Raw genomic sequence first — 16,856 nt, 5'->3', positions numbered from 1 at the left:
CAGTTGATTGCACTCGTGAGTTTCGCTCGATTTAGGTTAAGGATTTGGGATGGGAGTAGAAGGACTTGAACCTTCGACCTTGAGATTAAGAGTCACCTGCTCTAACCAACTGAGCTATACTCCCGCATCGGAGCTACTATAACACAACTTTTCTGAAAAATCAAGTGTTTTCGTAAAAATTTGTGGCGATCGCCTAGTGCGAGTTTTCTGTAAGGGCGATCGCGCCATTACAACCTCAAGCAACTTAAATAGCGGCTTTCGTTGATTCGCTGCAATGCGGTGTTATGGCGCTGTACTGCGCTACTTCTGATGCTGTGCCATTTGGTGGCAAATTGCTGTCTGAATTTTGACATCGAAGTCTGGATCGTCAACTGTTGTAATGACTCTCGGCGATCGTTCCCGACGTTTTGCTAGATAAGCTTGAAAAGCAGCTCTATCCTCTCGGTGAGCGACAAAATACCACCTTAACTCTCGGTAAGACATTGCACTGTAGTTAAGTAGTCGTGCAAAATTAATTACACGAGATTTCGCGTGAAACCCTTGCCCAGCAAGGAGTCTTTATGTAATTAATTTTGTGTAGTTACTTAATTTGACTCATTACAGCGCCTCCCCATTCGGTATAATTTCCAACTCTCTTTCTTGGTTATTTCCTGCCAATATGAATAAATTTTGAGTGCGATCGCACTTAAAAATTAGGGAAGGGCTTATTGATCCACACCTCACAAATTTGTGCATATTTCTTACTAAATTTTGGTGTACAAGGCAAGTTTCTAGCTTTGGCTTCAAGAGGCTTGATAACTTTTGAAATTAATAACATAGGGACATCTAAAGTGAGAATCAAAGCTAAACCAACCCGAGAGTTTACTGCGACAAGGTACAGCCCCATGAAAAAGGCTGGCAGAAGAAAAACTAATAATGCTAAAGTCATATACATATTTCTGCGTGCCAATGATTTGAAGGCTTCAAAATCGCTGCGAGTCTCGATCGCGCTATGAGCTGCAAGAAACCGTCGAACATCGACCCAACCTACTATCGCAATAATCGTTCCAAGTAGTTTGAGAATTAGACATATCGCTGCTAACATCTATGCCTCGCTAAATATTTAACTGTCTTTTCTGCATACAATTTTAGCAGATCGCAGCGCCTTTACAAACCAACAAGCAAACAGAAAAGCCAATTACTCAAATAGGTTTGAATTTTCTGCTACTTGTGAATTTAGCAAAACGCTACTTCAAAATTCGGGAGACGACACCAGCACCGACAGTACGATCGCCCTCGCGAATGGAAAAACGCATATTTAACCCTCTAGCTTCTACTTTCGGCCTTTAAAAATGGGTGATATAAAAGTTTAACCTATCTGGTACCGGTTAAAAGCCGGGTGCATCACCCCTCTGCCAACCGCCCTTAAAATTTCTGTTTTTGCGCTGTAATTCCTAGAAACTCATTTTTTTAGTAAATACTTCAGTCCTTTTTTCCCCCAGAAATTGCCACAACTAAAGTCTATATTGCTAATGCTTCAGTCGATAGTGAAGCAACATGAAACCGTTGCTGTAGATTTTGCGATCGACCAATTCCAGATTCGTCGGTGCGATCGCCCTCCCAAACACAGGAATTCCCGCCCCAATGACTACCGGGTTCAACTTCACAATCATCTCATCAATCTCAGAAAAAAGAGTTGCAGCTAAATTGCCACCGCCGCACAGCCAGATATCTTGACTCGCTTCCTTTTTCAATTCTTTAACGAATGCAACTGGATTGTCTGAAACGAGTTTAACATTCTTATCTGGACTGGCTTCCATACTGCGCGACAAAACATACTGTTTCAAGCTGGGATAAGGATTAGTCAGACCCACATTTAGCCCTACCTCATAGGTTTTCCGTCCCATCAAAACAGCATCAAACTGCTTGTTCTCTGGACTAATGCCGAGAGCCTTTTGAACGTGAGCCGGAAAAGTTTCAGGAAAAAACTCAAACAAATCAGCAAAATGCTCTCCTTGCATAGGAAAACAATCAAATGAGCCATCTTCGCGAGCAATAAACCCATCAACGGTGGAAGCAACGTAATATTTTAGTTTTCTCATATTTAACCTTTTTTATGATAATTATATCTTACAACAATTTTACATCGTACTGTTTGAACCTATCGTCATGTGTAATGATAGTGTAATCTTCTGCTAGGGCTTGAGAAATAATTAGACGATCGAAAGGATCTTGATGATAAAAAGGAATATTTTGCAATTTATCGTAATGAAGGAACTTAGTTTCTAGACTTTGAAAGTCTTGGTTAATCAGAAAATTTTCTAACTCGGACACAGAAATAGACAAAGATAACTTACCGACCTCCATTTATTTAGTCAAGCGGATAACGAGGCTCGAACTCGTGCCTAGAGTTTGGAAGACTCGAATGCTACCGTTACACCATATCCGCAATATTTGAAATTAAAAACAACTTTAAATTTTTAATCGTCTTTCTAAAAAAAAATGATTAATTCGATCTGAACAAACTGTTAAATTCTGCCAATATTTTTCTTTGAGCGCTAAAGTCTAGTACGGAAAAGATGACGCTTTTGAATCTGCCCGCAAATTGACCGTTCGACAATAAAAAGTCTGCAAACATCTGCGCTACCATTGAGGGATCGTTTCTAAATACGCCACATCCCCAAGCACCTAAAACTATCGCCTCGCAACCTTTGTTAAGAGCTAGCGCTAACAATTTTGCACCACGTCCATACAGAGTTTCCCTGATTTTCCCCCTACTCTCTGACTCTTGTCTCCAAATTTGACCAGCATTGGGAGCTGAACTTGTGATAAAATCTACAAGATAAGGTTCATCAAGTAAAGTTCCATCATCTTTGCGGAATACTGGACAACCGGGAGAGTAAATGAGTCGATCGGAGTAGAGCAGCGATTTGTGAGAGCGATGATACTGGTAGTATTGGGGACATTTTAAAAGGCTTTTGTAGAGTGCAGAACTGCGTGCTAAACTTTCTTCTTGTGCTTTAGCGCCTTTGATGAATCCACCACCCGGATTTTTAGCAGAAGCGAAGTTTAGGACTGCAATTTTTGCAAATTTGTGCGATCGCGCTGTACGCTCTGAGCCCACCAGCGTTGTCTCATTCCTCACCATAAATTCCGTGTTCGAGAATTGAGGAGTACCTGAGAGAACATCTTGCTCGATCGCTAACAGGGCTTCTGGTTCATAGTATGCTGTCCCAGCAATACAGGATGCTAATTGGCGGTCGAGATTGACCTGCTTACCTTCAGGGGACAAGTAGTAACCATCTTCGATGATTTTTAGCGTATGTTGGGCGATCGCGATTCTTTTCATGCTTTTTACTAGGATTTGCTAGAACAAATTAGCGATAAAACTGCTAGATAAAATTTAGCATAATTAGATAAAATCCTTCTGATTTTAGTACAAGCAAGTGACAGGATTTGAACCTGCAAGAAAGCTTTACAAGAGCCTCATGTTACCAATTACATCACACCTGCATTTTTGGTAGCGGGGGCAGGAGTTGAACCTGCTATGAAGAGGCTTATGAGACCTCCAAGCCTACCCAGGCTACTTCACCCGCGATGTCACCAAATACCCCTGACTGGCATCGAACCAGCACTGACTAGATCCTAAATCTAGCGCCTCTACCGATTGGGCTACAGGGGCAAAACCGATCGCACTTTTGGGTTTTGATACCCAATACCCCTGACTGGACTCGAACCAGCAAAACACTCGTTCTAAGCGAGCGATGTTTTCCAATTACATCACAGAGGTAAAGTCGGGATAGCAGGAGCAGAACTGGGAAGGTAGGACTTGAACCTGCATTTGTCCGCTTTCAAAGAGCGGTGCCATGCCAATTAGGCGACTTCCCAATAATTTGATGCCGGGGTAGGCTTTGAACCTACATAAACTCCTATTTCAGAGATAGGCGACTTTACCAATTTGTCTACCCGGCAATTTGAAAAATGGCTGCCTCAGTAGGACTCGAACCTACAACCTAGCGGTTAACAACCGCTTGCTCTACCATTGAGCTATAAGGCAACGAAATCCCCCAAGTCAGTATCGAACTGACGACTTCTTGTTCTTCAAACAAGCGCTCTACCAACTGAGCTATCGGGGGAAACGGAGAAGGTAGGATTTGAACCCACGACGGGTGTTAAACCGCTCTTTCTTAGCAGGAAAGCGCCATAAGCCGCTCGGCCACTTCTCCGAGCACGAGAACGGAGGGATTTGAACCCCCAAATGTTCAGTCGCGCAAACTGAATTGTTGTCCAGTTACAACTCATTCTCAAAATTGCAACTGCATATTAAATACACAGGACTTACCCAAGGGGGTCAAAAACCCGGTTTCTCTCTTAATATCTCTCGTAGAGATGCAAGATTTTTCTCAGAAACTGGGTTTTCTGTATAAGTCATAATACAGTTGCAAATGGGTCGGGCTGGAATTGAACCAGCAACGCTTTAAGCTACTGTTTTACAGACAGCTACCCACACCAATAGGAGGGCCAACCCAAGATGGAAAATTTGGTAGGTCGCCAAGGAATTGAACCTCGATCCATCCGCTTAAAAGGCGGCTGCAAAACCATTCTGCCAACGACCCCCGCAAAGTGCTGACGGGAGTTGAACCCGCAAATCACTTGGGTGAAAACCAAGCGGCTTAAACCATTTGCCTACAGCACTATTTATTTGAGATTTGAGATTGCTCTTGCGAATTGGTAAGAACAGAGGTTAGGGCGGGATTTGAACCCGCGAAATTCGGTTTTGCAGACCGATGCTTTGAGCCGCTCAGCCACCTAACCTGGGAGTCCCGACGAGGTTTGAACTCGCAATTTTCACCTTGAGAGGGTGACGGCTTAAATTAATTTGCCTACGGGACTTTGAAAGTTTTGAGTTTTAAGTTATGGGTTTTGAGTTAAAGAAAATTGTTAATTCAAAACTCATAAATTTGTTACTCATAATTTGTTACTCGCAACTCCGGGAAACGGAGACGAGGCTGACGGGTTTCGATCCCGCTACCTTCGCTGTGACAGAGCGACGCTCTCCCAATTGAGCTACAGCCTCAAGAAATTGCTGTTTGGACGGGTGGCGGTTGATTCCGCGTACTACAACCCGATCGGGCTTTTGTTGCCGGAGTCTACACCGCCGATGTCCGCAATTATGTGACACGATTAATTTTATATTCGGTTTTCAAGGTTCGTATTGCTTGTGGAATAAGGCTTTTAAGCTCTTCCTCCTTCGCCGTACGTTTATACTACAATATGCACTACAAAACTGTCAAGGGGGTAATACAACTTTTTTTGAAATTGGGTTTTTTCAATGGGGGACGATCGCCAAAACCAACACTCTCACATCCCAGGATTACCAAATATCAAGACATTAGGCTGCTAAACTGGTGGTGTAGCCCGTAATAAATCCGATGCTGAAACTGTACTACACTCCGATTTCTGTGAATTCTCGCCGCGTTTGGGTGGCACTTCTGGAAAAGCAGATCGCGTTTGAGCCGATCGCACTTAACCTCGACGGCGATCAATTTGAACCGGATTTTCTAGGAATTAACCCCTTCCACCGCATACCTGTGTTGGTAGATGGAGATTTGACTGTGGTGGAGTCGCTGGCAATTCTGGATTATATAGATGCAAAATATCCCGCGCCCCCACTGCTGCCAACAGAGGTGAAAGCCTTGGGAATTGTGCGGATGGTGGAAATGGTGACGTTAAATGAACTATTGCCGGCGATGTTTCCCTTGACTAGGCAACTGCTGGGCGTGCCGGGAGATACTGAGGAAAAGTTGGCACAGTCAAAGCAACAGATATTAACGGTGCTAAGGTTTTTTGAGGGCTTGCTGGCGGATGAACGCACTTTTTTTGCTGGCGAACAGTTTTCTTTGGCGGAAGTCGTGGCGGGGACTGCGGTGCCTTCAGTGGAGATGTTTGAGATATCTTTTGATGAGTATCCGCAGTTGCAGCAGTGGGGCGCGAGGCTAGCTGGGCGATCGAGCTGGCAGCAAACAGAGATACCTGACGCGGAAATTGCGACTAAAATCCCAATTATTAGAAATTTACTGGCGGCAAGGCTTTAACAGAGCGATCGAGCTTCAAATCAATATACCGGGCAATGAGAAATCGCCGCGATACCAACAAAGTCCACTCCTAGCGCACTCAAGAAACTCTTAACTCTTGCGGGTTTTGTCTGTGTCGGCGCGCATTCGATCGCTGTCAATCCCGGCTGAGACATAATAAAAAATTTAGTTTTTTCCCCTGGAATTCCCATTATCATTATCCGCAGTGTGGAGTGAAAGGAATTTCAAGTGAGCGGAAATCATCTGTTTGAGAGACTGCGAAAACAATGGCGTTTTCTGGCGATCGCCCTGACAGCGACTGCGATTAGCTTTATCGTCGGTGCGCTGATGCCGACAAACCAACACCTCAGCAATAATCCTGCAACCGCTCAGGTGCAGGTGCAAAATCTCAACCAATCCTTGACGGTAAATCCGTTAGCAAAGCAGGTAGCGGACGATCGCACAGCCTTGAATGTCGATCGCACAATTGAGAAACTTCTCACTGTATTGGAATCAAAAGAAAAGCTTTTGACTTTTGTGCCGCCGGAACAGTTTCAGGGAACAACAGTTTTTGAAGGAAAAGTCAAAGATTCTGAGAAAGTTATTGCTTTAACGGTTGACGATGGGCCGTGGCCGGAAACGACGGAACAAATGCTCGATATTTTCCAGCAAAATGATGTTAAAGCCACATTTTTTTGGATAGGTAAATCTATCGAAAATTCTCCTGAAATTGCTCGGCGAGTTGTGGCTGCCGGTCACGCGATCGGCAATCATACGTGGCATCACTGGTACGATGCGATGGATGCGGCGACGGCGGCTAGCGAAATCGATCGCACGGCTCAACTTATTTACGACACGACGGGAGTTAAGACTACTTTTTTTCGCCCGCCGGGAGGTGTTTTGAATAATGGTTTGGCTAAGTATGCTAAGGAGCGCAATTATTCTGTCGTGATGTGGTCGGTAACTTCTGCGGATACCGATCCGCGCGCTCAACCGTCGGCTTTTGTTAATAATGTGTTGAAGGGTGCGAAGCCGGGGGCGATCGTTTTGATGCACGATGGCGGGGGCGATCGATCTCGTACTGTTAAGGCTTTGCCGGAGATGATTGCTGGTTTGAAACACCAGGGATATCGGTTTGTGACAATTCCTGAGTTGCTGGAAATGCAAGACCAATCAGCGTAAATTGTGGGGCGATTGCTTGTCTTTTTTTGAGGGTAATACTAAGGCTAAACAAACCGGGTTTCTTATCGTAGAAACCGGGTCTCTGACTCTCTGTGCGTCCAAGACTGATATTAATTACGGCTGTACGGGAATGATTTAACCACAGAGAACGCAGAGAACACAGAGGAAGAGAAGAGAGAGATGAATAATTTCGATACTAACGGATTTGATATGAGTGAGGAAAATGCCGATCGCCCAAATCACCTAAAAAAAACCGATTGGCCTGCGATAATCAGCTTTGAGATATCAAATATTACAAATCAAACCTTGTCTGAACAGCCATTAATTCCACCAGAATCAACCGATCGCCCAAACCTCCCCCACTGGCTATACTCGTTAGAAACCTGCGAGAGTACAAACAGTTGGGCGATCGCCCGCGCGGCCAAACTCCACCACGGAGATGTAATATTTACTAAGCAGCAAACCAGCGGGCGCGGCCAACACGGGCGCATTTGGTATTCGCCGCCCGGTGTTTTTACTGCTAGCTTTGTCCTAGACAATCTCAATCCCAATCTGTTACCCGGACTCAGTTTAGCAGTCGGTTTGGCGGTGATTTACGCGATCGAAGATTTGGTTCCCGAATGCCGCGATATGCTGCGCCTGAAATGGCCGAATGATGTTTGGATCGATCGCCACAAATTAGCCGGAATTCTCTGTGAAGCCACTTCTAGCAATGTTTCCGGCAAAACTCGCGCAGTTGTGGGAATTGGACTCAACCGCTGCGTGGATTTCGCCGCTGCGGGATTGGATGAAAGGGATCTCGGCAATGCGGTAAGCTTGCATTCTATTGCTACTAAAGTACCAGATGAATTGTGTTTGCTCGATCGACTGCGACATTATTTACTCGAACTAGCCGATATGTTTTCCACCACAGACAAGCCAGCCCAAAAGTCTGGTTTAGCGCTACTTTTACCCGAATTGTGCCGCCGCGATGGGCTGATTGGGTGTAATGTGGCGATCGAGCTTTCCTCAGAAACCATCTGCGGAAAAGTCGCCGGCATTGACGGAAGCGGCCGGTTGTTAGTATGCTTGGCGGGCGATCGAAGACAAGCCTTTACCTCCGGGCGAGTTCGATTGAATTAAGGGTCATTAGTCAGTAGTCAGTAGTCATTAGTCAGTAGTCATTAGTCATTAGTCATTAGTCATGAGTCAGTAGTCAGTAGTCATTAGTCATTAGTTATTAGTTATTTGTTATTTGCTAGCAACTCCCTGTTTGGCCAATTCCCAATTCCCAATTCCCAATTCCCCATTCCCAATTCCCCATTCCCAATGCCCAATGCCCAATGCCCAATGCCCAATTCCCAATGCCCAATTCCCAATCCCTCCGCAACGCTAGAGCCCCATGCCCAATTCCCAATTCCCAATCCCTCCGCTTCGCTCCGCCCAACTCCCCATTCCCCATTCCCTCCGCTTCGCTCCGCCCAATTCCCCATTCCCCATTCCCAATTCCCCATTCCCAATTCCCAATTCCCAATTCCCAATTCCCAATTCCCCATTCCCCATTCCCCATTCCCCATTCCCAATTCCCAATTCCCAAATTTAATTTACCACCTCAAATACTACTAATCTTCTCAGCCAGAGCGGTTGATTAGCCTCCACACCTTCAGGACTGCCCTTAGTAGAAGCAACCTGTATTCTGTTACCACTTATCCCTTGTTTGACCAGAGCAGTTTTCACATTTGCCGCCCTTCCCAGTGCCAATTTTTGATTTTCCGCCGGACTGCTTTTCAAATCACTGTAGCCAATAATTCTTAAATTCTTCGTACTATTTTGCTTCATATATTCCTTGACTTTTGTCAGCTTTTGTGTAATGTCTTTTGGCGATAAAATTGCTGAACCCACACCAAAATAAAGGCGAACATCTATTGCTTGTGAGGAAGGTTGAGTGCCTATTCCCACCGTATTTGTTACAGACTTCACCCCCGGAATTTTTTCAAAAGCTTGAGTTATTTTCTCAGCATCTGCCGCCTTGCTCACGCTACCTGCAACGGCGACTTTTCCCTCTGCATAGCGAGCCGAAATATTAATGCTTTCTAGTTTATTCAAAAGCTCCACAGTGCGTTTGACATCGGCAGCAGCTAAAACCGGATCGGGAGGTACTTCAACGGCGATAATTTTATTGTCAATTGTTAATTTGGGAGCAGTTTGTTGAGCGATTTTTTCCGCTTGCAATCGCAGTTTTTGATTCGGTACTCGTCCCGAAATCTCCAATATTCGATCTTTAACATCTGCCGCGAGGCGATAAACCGATAACTCTGGACTAGATTGTAAAGCTAAATTTGTATCTGCTTCTATGCTAGCTGCAATCCCGCTGCGGTATAGATGAATTCCCCAAGGTATGCCAATTAAACCTAACGCGGCTAAACTGATAATTTGTAAAATTGGCTTTTTAGGAGATTTAACTTTTATATCTGTCTCAATTAACTTTTGCAAATTCGTGTTGATTTCGGCAGGCACTGCGGTGTAATCGCCGTTAAATGATTGGATTATATCTCCGTATTCTTGAACAATATTTTTGAATATTGCTCGCATTTTGTACTTAAACCACTGCCTCGTTTCTCCCTGCATTACTACTGCGAGATAACATGAACCAGCGACTTCTAGTACAATTGTAGATGTGCCGTATTCTATGGCATCAATCTCGGCAATGTTTCCCGATTGAGAGATACAATCGTTGACAAAAGCGCGAATAGCAGTCAGCATTCCCGCTACCATCTCTGATTCTAATTGTTCGCGTTCAGAATGCTGTACTGCTGAAATTACTAATCCTGATTCTTTTTGAATTAAAAAAACAGCTTTAACAGTCAGCGGTGTTGTTTGCTGCATCAGCAATTCTGCTTCAGAAACTCCCTGTAATTTGGATTGAATTTTGCGAGTAATTCCCTCTGTACTTAAGGATGATTCGACTTTTTCATTGATCTGGTGCATCATCTCTGCGATGTACTTTAAAATCGTGCTGCCGACGATCGGATAAAGTGCATCCGACATTGCTTCTCGTTTGAGATGAATTTGCTGTTTGATAGCAGAGGCCATTTCCGGTGCGATCGCCATTGCAATTGCATCGGGCGATTCACTGACTGTGTGACGGATTCCCGCAGGAAGAGCAGGCGCTATGGCTACTCCCATCGAGTGTTTATTTTCTCGGGTTTTGGTATTAATTACTTCATCAATTATCGGAGTTATGCTTTCTGTAAATGATTGTCTCGACTGATTTATTGTTTCGAGCATCATTTCGGGAAATATCAGTTGAATTTGCCTCAATAATTCTTCCCGATCGCCTCCCCATTGAGCATCGGTTATTTTGCGTTCGAGTTCCTCTACTTTGCCGTTAAGTTTGTAATTATAACCTACAACTTCATCTAACAATGGTAAAATAGATTCGATCGCAGACTTTTGTAGTTGCGCGTGATGGTTAGCCATCAACTCGTCAATCAAAGGTTTCAGTAAATCTGTAAACAAGTCTGTGGATTCATAAATCCGGTGTTCGATCGCCACAATCTTTTCTTCGATGTTTGCGAGTCTTAGATCGATTCTTTGATCCTGAAGGATGGCATCGACAGCGGGGGCGATCGCAGATTCTATCTCTAGCTTCGCTTCCCGAAGGCTTCCCGACACCATCTCTACGATCGCAGGCATGATTCTGCCCATCAACCCTTCTATTTCGGCTAAAACTTGCTGCTGAACTTCGACAATCTTACTTTCATTTTGCAATATTTGTGCTGCAATACCGCTGTTTTGAATGGCAGTGTTGACAGCCGGGGCGATCGCCTCTCTGACTTCTAACTTTGTCTCATCAATTTTCCGGTTCAGCGACTCAATCATTAGCGGCATCAACCGCGCCATGATTTCTTCCGGCTGAGACTTTTGCTGTCGCTGAAGATTGTTTAATCTACTTTCAACATCGCTCAATTTTCCTGGAACTTCTCTTTGCAGAATTGCTGATTCTATCAAAGGTTCGATCGCCGCTGCTACTTCTAATTTTGATCGATCAATTTTTTGGTTCAGCAAATCAGTGATTGCTGGCATCATCATCGCCACGATCTCTTCTGGCTTCTGAATTGGCGACTGCCCGGCCGCCAGCCTGCCCTCGATGATGCTTAATACTTTTTCTTCTATTTCTACCCAAGCTATTCTTACCTGTACCGACGGTGCGACAGCTTCGACAACCTCTAATTTTAATTCACTAATTTTGCGGTTCAGCAAGTCGCTAACTACCGGAACTAATTGCTTGATTAAATCTTCCGGTTGCTGCTGGGAACGCTGCTGAATGTTCGCCAGTTGATCTTCAATTGTTACTACTTTCTTTTCCAGCCCGTTTTGATTGTGAATTATTTGATTGACTGTCGGTGCGATCGCCGAAGCTACTTCTAACTTAGACTCCTCTACCCGACGGTTGAGCAACTCGCCCACCACAGGCATCAGCCGTTGGATCAATTGTTCGGGATTCGGTAGTTGCTGGTGGTTGAAACTAGCAATTTGATTTTCCAAATCCGCTAATTTTGCCTGGAATTCCAGGGGATTAATTCCATCGTTGGTGGCGAGTTCGATCGCCTTTTTTAATTCCAACTTAAACCCCTCTACTTCTTCTCTCACTAACTCAGGAATTAACGGTCTGACTAATTTTATCAACTCCTGCGGTTCAGACATCAAATTTTCAAAATTTTCTAACCTTTGTTCCGCGTTCAAAATATGACTGTAAAATTCCGGCACATCCCTTTCAAACAGCAATTGCTGCAACCTTTTGAACTCCTCCACTGCTTGTGCTAATTCTTCCTCCGAAGGTCGATAATTTTTGGCTGTCTTCGCCGTACTAGATACACCTGGTTCTTCATTATTTATTTGTCGTCTTTGAGATGGAATTTCTTCATTATTAGTCAATACTTCCGGTACAACAGCAGAGGATTCGATCAAAAAAGACAATCGCTTTCGTTGATTTTCCTGTTCATCAAATCCCTCGATTTGTTGTTGAGGTGAAAGCGGTAATTTCAGCTCATTTGGTCTTTTTTTAAAGTTTTTTACTAATTGCAATTCAGTCAGTATGGTTAGCAATTCCTGAAGTTGTTCTCCGGCGTTAGGGATTGCCAAATTTTCATCTGCAACTTCTGGTTCTGACTGATATACTTTGCCTAAATTATCATTAGATGCTGCCATACTTTGTTACCAAAATCTGATTTTAACCGATCGCCAAAAATGACCTGTTGGCTTGTCGCCTCACTACTGCGAAAATCAATAGACATCTCCAATAATTCTTGTGGAACTGGCAGGATACCTGCTGTTTACAGGCTTTTTAGGATTTGTCTAATAGGAATGACACAATTAATTTTTCGCCCTGGGCCGATCTCGCGCCTATCGGCCTATCTTAACTGCTGTTCTGCGACTGGCCAACTCGGCCGCCAACTGCAATGCTGCTTTCATGCTCGAAGCATCGGCAATCCCTTGACCTACAATATCAAAAGCTGTGCCGTGATCTGGAGATGTGCGAACAAAGGGCAAACCAATTGTTGTATTGACTGCTTTGTCGAAGGCCATCAATTTTACTGGAATCAACCCTTGGTCGTGGTACATTGCCAAGTAACCGTCGTGAGCTTCCTTGGCTAAGCCGTACCAAACTTTAGCCGGTTTTACCCACAGGGTATCCGGGGGTACTGGCCCGTCTAACTGCACTTGAGGAAAGCGATCGCGCTGCGTTTCCAACCAAGGTATCATCCAGTCTTGCTCTTCCTTTCCCAGTTTGCCATTTTCGCCACTGTGAGGATTTAAGCCAGAAATTGCAATTTTCGGTCTTTCTATCCCAAAATCTTCCCGCAAACACTCTACCAGCAATTCTAGTTTTTCGCTCAGCAATTCTGGAGTCAAAGCATCGGGTACTTGACGCAGGGAAATATGTGTAGTAGCGAGTAAAGTTACTAGCGTCCAACCGCTGTGGGGAGATGTGGCGGCAAACAGCATTCCGAAGCGCTGCGATTTGGCTTGGGCGGCCAGGAGTTCTGTTTGTCCGGGATAATTGTAACCTGCAGCCTGCCAGCAAGTTTTGGAAATTGGCCCGGTAACGATCGCACAAAATTCGCCGGCAAGGGTACGGGAGATCGCCTCTTCCATATACGCAAAGCTAGCCGCCCCGCTAGCTGCATTTCCAACACCGGGGACAATGGAACCCCATTTGCTGTCTGCTGCTATATCAATAATGTCTAGTGTTTCGGGATTTGCCAAGGATGCAGCAGCAGTAGGATGGATCGATCGCCACCGATCGTAAGTTTGCTGCAAAATTGCCCGATCGCCAAAAACCGTCACTTTCAAAGCAGCAGCCGGATCTGCCAAGGCCTTGAGAATCACTTCCGGGCCTATTCCCGCCGGATCTCCGAGAGTTACAGCTAGTTTTGATTCCCGATCCAGACTCAAGGCAGTTTTCTCCCACAAAATACAGGAATTTCGGCAATGAAATTTTAACATTTAAGTAGCTAATTTTCTAAAATTATCCGAGACCTGCCGAAAATCCCGGAAATCCCCGACTGCGGATGAAAACTCGCTGCTGGATTAACCCAGGCTGCTAAGTTTTTGAATGGCGATCGTTGATCTAAGTAACTTGATACAGTAAAATACCACCATGACACAGGCCATAACACCGTTGATACGTTAAAGCGCGATCGGCAAGTGGAACAATTGGTCAACCAGAAGTAGCAATCTCAAGTGAGATACCCAGCCGCTCTCAAAACAGTACGGCGAAACTTGACCCAGAAACCAGCAAAACTCAAATTTTCCCTCAAAAAGTAGGGTGGGACACGCCCAAACTCTAGGTCAGTATCCTAGTAGGCTTGATTCAGATGAACCGGCAAAGATTGTCTAAACTCGACTGTTTGGTTGTGACTTGGGTAGAATCGAACTGTTCGGAAATTGCTCGCAAGAGATAGCTAATTTTTCGGTGAATCAAGGAATTGAGAATCTCCGACTCTAACAAAGCCGAGAGTGTCAAAGTATGTTTATTTAATTTGCGATCGTCAAGGAACTCTAAAACACATGAACCCTGAATTTATCAGCGCAGCCTTTTTGTCATTTTCCCTAATTTTCGTCGGTATCGGTGGAGGCTTCTTGCTGCTCAAACTCCAAGGCGGCGGCGAAGAATAGGCGATCGTACCGATCGCCGCAACCGGGTTTTTTTACTATAAAAATCGTGCAGGATCGTTGGCAAGATTAGAAAAACCCGGTTTATTAAAATTTAGTGTCAGAGTCCTGAGTTATTACAACATATCGTTACCAAGACATCAGTATCAAAGCCACAAGCAAAATTTTTATTAGTCGATAAATACGCAACGCTTTCTCTCAAACTCTGGGAGTCTGGGACTCTGGGACTCTCTCGCCTGCCGGATACCGATCGTTATATGAGACGATTTCAGGTTTTTGTTAAGTTTTTATAAAAAAATGAGAAAGACCTGATACTATTGTATAGAAAGTTTAAGATTCATAAATAAATCCCTAGATGACTTTATTGATTGTAGGTGCCACCGGCACTCTCGGCCGCCAAATAGCCCGCCGCGCCCTAGACGAGGGCTACCAGGTGCGCTGTTTAGTTAGAAATTACAGAAAAGCTGCATTTTTGAAAGAATGGGGCGCCGAACTGGTACCGGGCAACCTTTGCCAGCCTGACAGCCTGATTCCTGCACTAGAAGGCGTCAGTGCTATCATCGATGCAGCAACAGCCAGTGCAGGCGATTCTGTCAGCATCAAAAGAGTAGACTGGGATGGAAAAGTATCGCTGATCCAAGCAGCAGCAGCAGCAGGCATCAAGCGTTACATCTTCTTTTCCTTTCTTGATGCGGAGAAATATCCGCAAGTCCCTTTGTTGGAAATCAAGCGCTGTACAGAGCTGTTTTTAGCAGAATCCGGTCTAGATTACACAATCTTGAGACCTTGCGGCTTTTTGCAAGGACTGGTGAACTTGTACGCCATGCCGATTTTGGACAATCAGGCAGTTTGGCTGCCTAACAAGCCGTCAGCCCTTGCCTACATGAACACTCAGGACGTTGCGAAGTTTGCCGTCCGGGCGCTTTCGGTTCCCGAAACCGAGAAAAAAACTTTTCCGGTAGTGGGAAATCGAGCTTGGGATGCTGAAGAAATCGTGCGGTTGTGCGAGCGGCTTTCTGGGAAGACAGCTAAAATCACGCGCACCCCAGATGCCTTGTTGCAAGCCACCCGTCAACTTGCTAAGTTCTTTCAGTGGAGTTGGAACGTAGCTGACAGATTGGCTTTTTCAGAAGTTTTGGCCGCCGGAAAACCCTTGAAAGCTCCGATGGATGAGGTTTACAGTGTCTTCGGAATCGACCCCAAAGAAACTACTACTTTGGAGTCTTATCTCGAAGAATACTTTAATCTGATTATGAAGAAGCTCAAGGAAATAGAGTACGAGCAGCTTAAGACGAAAAAACGGAGTAAACAAAAAATGCCCTTTACATTTTAAAGTGCCGAAAGCTGGGATTATATACAACGACGTTAAACCAGTCTCTTGTCGCATCGCCGAAGAGTTGAAAGACAAGCTGACTGCCCGCGGCTGGGAGGTCTGCGCGGTTTCCGGTTCTGGGGGAATTTTGGGCTATTCTAGCCCCGATCGCCCCATGTGCCACACTCCTATCGACCAACTTGTCCCTCCCGGTTTTGACAGCGACATGGAGTTTGCAGTGGTTTTGGGTGGCGACGGTACGGTGCTGTCTGCATTTCGCCAAGTTGCTCCCATCGGAGTGCCACTGCTGACTGTCAATACCGGTCATATGGGCTTTTTAACAGAAACTTACCTAAACTTGCTCCCGCAAGCTTTGGAAAAGGCGATCGCCGGAGAATACGAAATAGAAGAAAGGTCAATGCTGGCCGTGCGGCTGTTTAGAGACAACGACTGTCTCTGGGAAGCCCTTTGTCTCAATGAAATGGTTCTGCACCGCGAACCGCTGACTTGTATGTGTCATTTTGAAGTGGCGATCGGTCAGCACGCCTCTATTGACATTGCCGCAGATGGAGTAATTATCTCGACTCCGACAGGATCGACAGCTTACGCCCTTTCTGCCGGCGGGCCTGTAATTATTCCCGGAATACCGGTGCTGCAATTGATCCCTATTTGCCCCCATTCGATGGCTTCGCGGGCTTTGGTGTTTTCCAACACCGAACCGGTCAAAATTTTGCCGGCGAGTCCGAGCCGCCTGGTAATGGTGGTAGATGGGAACGGCGGATGTTATGTTTTGCCGGAGGATTGGGTACAAGTCGAGCGATCGCCCTACTCAGCCCGCTTTGTTCGGATACAGTCTTTTGAGTTTTTCCACATTTTGCGGGAAAAATTAGGCTGGGGATTGCCTCACATTGCTAAACCGAGTTCCGTTGAGTTGCCTTAATAGTTGTTGTTGACACTCCCCGACTATCAAGGTACGGGGATTGTTGGCTCAACCAGTTGGCTGGCTCGTAGATATCATATCAAGTCCTAGCTGTGGGAGAGCACAATTCCCGTTCCCGTTTTTCACCGATTGAAGGGGAAGAAACTGTAACTAAATTCTTAGACATCTATTGACATCCTTCCCGGATTGGGCAAGAATAATGGTGTAGTCT

Annotated in this window: 14 protein-coding genes and 17 tRNA genes; 6 read left to right on the top strand and 25 right to left on the bottom strand. The window is 45.1% G+C overall.

Annotated elements, in window-relative coordinates:
- Positions 1 to 50 precede the first annotated feature (50 nt).
- From QUA97_RS06955 to QUA97_RS06850, 22 genes are all read right to left on the bottom strand, one after another.
- Positions 51 to 124 (bottom strand) — tRNA-Lys (locus QUA97_RS06955).
- A 176-nt stretch (positions 125 to 300) separates the two neighbouring features.
- Entirely contained in the window at positions 301 to 483 is a 183-nt protein-coding gene (locus QUA97_RS06950) for a DUF6887 family protein (RefSeq protein WP_194070465.1), read from the bottom strand.
- Positions 484 to 685: 202 nt separating this feature from the next.
- Positions 686 to 1,084, bottom strand: coding sequence for a hypothetical protein (locus QUA97_RS06945; RefSeq protein WP_333194082.1), 399 nt, complete (start codon positions 1,082 to 1,084; stop codon positions 686 to 688).
- A gap of 424 nt (positions 1,085 to 1,508) precedes the next feature.
- Positions 1,509 to 2,081 carry a dihydrofolate reductase family protein gene (locus QUA97_RS06940; protein WP_333194080.1) on the bottom strand — a complete coding sequence of 191 codons (573 nt, stop codon included), beginning with the start codon at positions 2,079 to 2,081 and terminating at the stop codon, positions 1,509 to 1,511.
- 28 nt (positions 2,082 to 2,109) lie between these two features.
- Entirely contained in the window at positions 2,110 to 2,313 is a 204-nt protein-coding gene (locus tag QUA97_RS06935; RefSeq protein WP_333194078.1) for a PIN domain-containing protein, read from the bottom strand.
- A 44-nt stretch (positions 2,314 to 2,357) separates the two neighbouring features.
- Positions 2,358 to 2,428, bottom strand: a tRNA-Gly gene (locus QUA97_RS06930).
- Positions 2,429 to 2,485: 57 nt separating this feature from the next.
- Complete coding sequence (locus QUA97_RS06925) at positions 2,486 to 3,328, bottom strand: TIGR02452 family protein (RefSeq protein ID WP_333194076.1); 843 nt, start codon at positions 3,326 to 3,328, stop codon at positions 2,486 to 2,488.
- 92 nt (positions 3,329 to 3,420) lie between these two features.
- A tRNA-Thr gene (locus tag QUA97_RS06920) sits at positions 3,421 to 3,492 on the bottom strand.
- A 5-nt stretch (positions 3,493 to 3,497) separates the two neighbouring features.
- A tRNA-Met gene (locus QUA97_RS06915) sits at positions 3,498 to 3,576 on the bottom strand.
- 11 nt (positions 3,577 to 3,587) lie between these two features.
- Positions 3,588 to 3,661, bottom strand: a tRNA-Leu gene (locus QUA97_RS06910).
- Positions 3,662 to 3,695: 34 nt separating this feature from the next.
- Positions 3,696 to 3,769 (bottom strand) — tRNA-Leu (locus tag QUA97_RS06905).
- A 24-nt stretch (positions 3,770 to 3,793) separates the two neighbouring features.
- Positions 3,794 to 3,867: transfer RNA gene (locus tag QUA97_RS06900), tRNA-Gln, on the bottom strand.
- 8 nt (positions 3,868 to 3,875) lie between these two features.
- Positions 3,876 to 3,951, bottom strand: a tRNA-Gln gene (locus QUA97_RS06895).
- A gap of 10 nt (positions 3,952 to 3,961) precedes the next feature.
- Positions 3,962 to 4,036: transfer RNA gene (locus tag QUA97_RS06890), tRNA-Asn, on the bottom strand.
- Positions 4,037 to 4,042: 6 nt separating this feature from the next.
- Positions 4,043 to 4,115, bottom strand: a tRNA-Phe gene (locus tag QUA97_RS06885).
- Positions 4,116 to 4,118: 3 nt separating this feature from the next.
- A tRNA-Ser gene (locus QUA97_RS06880) sits at positions 4,119 to 4,205 on the bottom strand.
- 220 nt (positions 4,206 to 4,425) lie between these two features.
- Positions 4,426 to 4,507 (bottom strand) — tRNA-Tyr (locus tag QUA97_RS06875).
- Positions 4,508 to 4,520: 13 nt separating this feature from the next.
- Positions 4,521 to 4,595 (bottom strand) — tRNA-Lys (locus QUA97_RS06870).
- 5 nt (positions 4,596 to 4,600) lie between these two features.
- Positions 4,601 to 4,675, bottom strand: a tRNA-Glu gene (locus QUA97_RS06865).
- A 45-nt stretch (positions 4,676 to 4,720) separates the two neighbouring features.
- Positions 4,721 to 4,794 (bottom strand) — tRNA-Cys (locus QUA97_RS06860).
- A tRNA-Glu gene (locus QUA97_RS06855) sits at positions 4,795 to 4,872 on the bottom strand.
- 111 nt (positions 4,873 to 4,983) lie between these two features.
- Positions 4,984 to 5,056, bottom strand: a tRNA-Asp gene (locus QUA97_RS06850).
- Between the two features lie 355 nt (positions 5,057 to 5,411).
- Here QUA97_RS06850 and QUA97_RS06845 point away from each other — a divergent pair.
- The 3 genes from QUA97_RS06845 (at position 5,412) to QUA97_RS06835 (ending at position 8,357) form a co-directional block, all read left to right on the top strand.
- Entirely contained in the window at positions 5,412 to 6,074 is a 663-nt protein-coding gene (locus tag QUA97_RS06845; RefSeq protein ID WP_194070471.1) for a glutathione S-transferase family protein, read from the top strand.
- Positions 6,075 to 6,302: 228 nt separating this feature from the next.
- A complete protein-coding gene (locus tag QUA97_RS06840; protein WP_333194073.1) occupies positions 6,303 to 7,235 on the top strand; it encodes a polysaccharide deacetylase family protein in 933 nt (310 codons plus the stop codon).
- Between the two features lie 180 nt (positions 7,236 to 7,415).
- Positions 7,416 to 8,357, top strand: a complete 942-nt coding sequence (locus QUA97_RS06835) for a biotin--[acetyl-CoA-carboxylase] ligase (RefSeq protein WP_333194071.1) — start codon at positions 7,416 to 7,418, stop codon at positions 8,355 to 8,357.
- Positions 8,358 to 8,472: 115 nt separating this feature from the next.
- Here QUA97_RS06835 and QUA97_RS06830 read toward each other — a convergent pair whose 3' ends face one another.
- The 3 genes from QUA97_RS06830 to pdxA all read right to left on the bottom strand — a co-directional run bounded on the left by QUA97_RS06830 (position 8,473) and on the right by pdxA (position 13,724).
- Positions 8,473 to 8,811, bottom strand: coding sequence for a hypothetical protein (locus QUA97_RS06830; protein WP_333194069.1), 339 nt, complete (start codon positions 8,809 to 8,811; stop codon positions 8,473 to 8,475).
- 2 nt (positions 8,812 to 8,813) lie between these two features.
- A complete protein-coding gene (locus QUA97_RS06825) occupies positions 8,814 to 12,425 on the bottom strand; it encodes an OmpA family protein (RefSeq protein ID WP_333194067.1) in 3,612 nt (1,203 codons plus the stop codon).
- A gap of 195 nt (positions 12,426 to 12,620) precedes the next feature.
- Complete coding sequence (pdxA, locus tag QUA97_RS06820; protein WP_333194065.1) at positions 12,621 to 13,724, bottom strand: 4-hydroxythreonine-4-phosphate dehydrogenase PdxA; 1,104 nt, start codon at positions 13,722 to 13,724, stop codon at positions 12,621 to 12,623.
- Between the two features lie 564 nt (positions 13,725 to 14,288).
- Here pdxA and petM point away from each other — a divergent pair.
- The 3 genes from petM (at position 14,289) to QUA97_RS06805 (ending at position 16,645) form a co-directional block, all read left to right on the top strand.
- Positions 14,289 to 14,396 (top strand): cytochrome b6-f complex subunit PetM, encoded by a 108-nt coding sequence (gene petM, locus QUA97_RS06815; RefSeq protein ID WP_106332537.1) that lies wholly within the window; start codon positions 14,289 to 14,291, stop codon positions 14,394 to 14,396.
- Positions 14,397 to 14,748: 352 nt separating this feature from the next.
- On the top strand, positions 14,749 to 15,726 hold the full coding sequence (locus QUA97_RS06810; protein ID WP_194070474.1) for an SDR family oxidoreductase: 978 nt from the start codon (positions 14,749 to 14,751) through the stop codon (positions 15,724 to 15,726).
- 1 nt (position 15,727) lies between these two features.
- Positions 15,728 to 16,645: an NAD(+) kinase gene (locus QUA97_RS06805; protein WP_194070475.1), complete on the top strand. Its 918-nt coding sequence runs from the start codon at positions 15,728 to 15,730 to the stop codon at positions 16,643 to 16,645.
- Positions 16,646 to 16,856 lie beyond the last annotated feature (211 nt).

The sequence above is a fragment of the Microcoleus sp. CZ3-B2 genome (assembly GCF_036705055.1).
In the GTDB taxonomy this organism is placed as follows: domain Bacteria; phylum Cyanobacteriota; class Cyanobacteriia; order Cyanobacteriales; family Microcoleaceae; genus Microcoleus.
The sequence above is the reverse complement of the archived record's forward strand: the minus strand, read 5'-3'. Positions and strand labels throughout refer to the sequence as shown.

Bases quoted from the DNA above. Each gene is read 5' to 3' on its own strand.
- QUA97_RS06835 (WP_333194071.1), top strand. From the start codon at position 7,416: ATGAATAATTTCGATACTAACGGATTTGATATGAGTGAGGAAAATGCC.
- QUA97_RS06845 (WP_194070471.1), top strand. From the start codon at position 5,412: ATGCTGAAACTGTACTACACTCCGATTTCTGTGAATTCTCGCCGCGTT.
- QUA97_RS06940 (WP_333194080.1), bottom strand. From the start codon at position 2,081: ATGAGAAAACTAAAATATTACGTTGCTTCCACCGTTGATGGGTTTATT.
- petM (WP_106332537.1), top strand. From the start codon at position 14,289: ATGAACCCTGAATTTATCAGCGCAGCCTTTTTGTCATTTTCCCTAATT.
- QUA97_RS06945 (WP_333194082.1), bottom strand. From the start codon at position 1,084: ATGTTAGCAGCGATATGTCTAATTCTCAAACTACTTGGAACGATTATT.
- QUA97_RS06825 (WP_333194067.1), bottom strand. From the start codon at position 12,425: ATGGCAGCATCTAATGATAATTTAGGCAAAGTATATCAGTCAGAACCA.
- QUA97_RS06810 (WP_194070474.1), top strand. From the start codon at position 14,749: ATGACTTTATTGATTGTAGGTGCCACCGGCACTCTCGGCCGCCAAATA.
- QUA97_RS06925 (WP_333194076.1), bottom strand. From the start codon at position 3,328: ATGAAAAGAATCGCGATCGCCCAACATACGCTAAAAATCATCGAAGAT.
- pdxA (WP_333194065.1), bottom strand. From the start codon at position 13,724: ATGTTAAAATTTCATTGCCGAAATTCCTGTATTTTGTGGGAGAAAACT.
- QUA97_RS06950 (WP_194070465.1), bottom strand. From the start codon at position 483: ATGTCTTACCGAGAGTTAAGGTGGTATTTTGTCGCTCACCGAGAGGAT.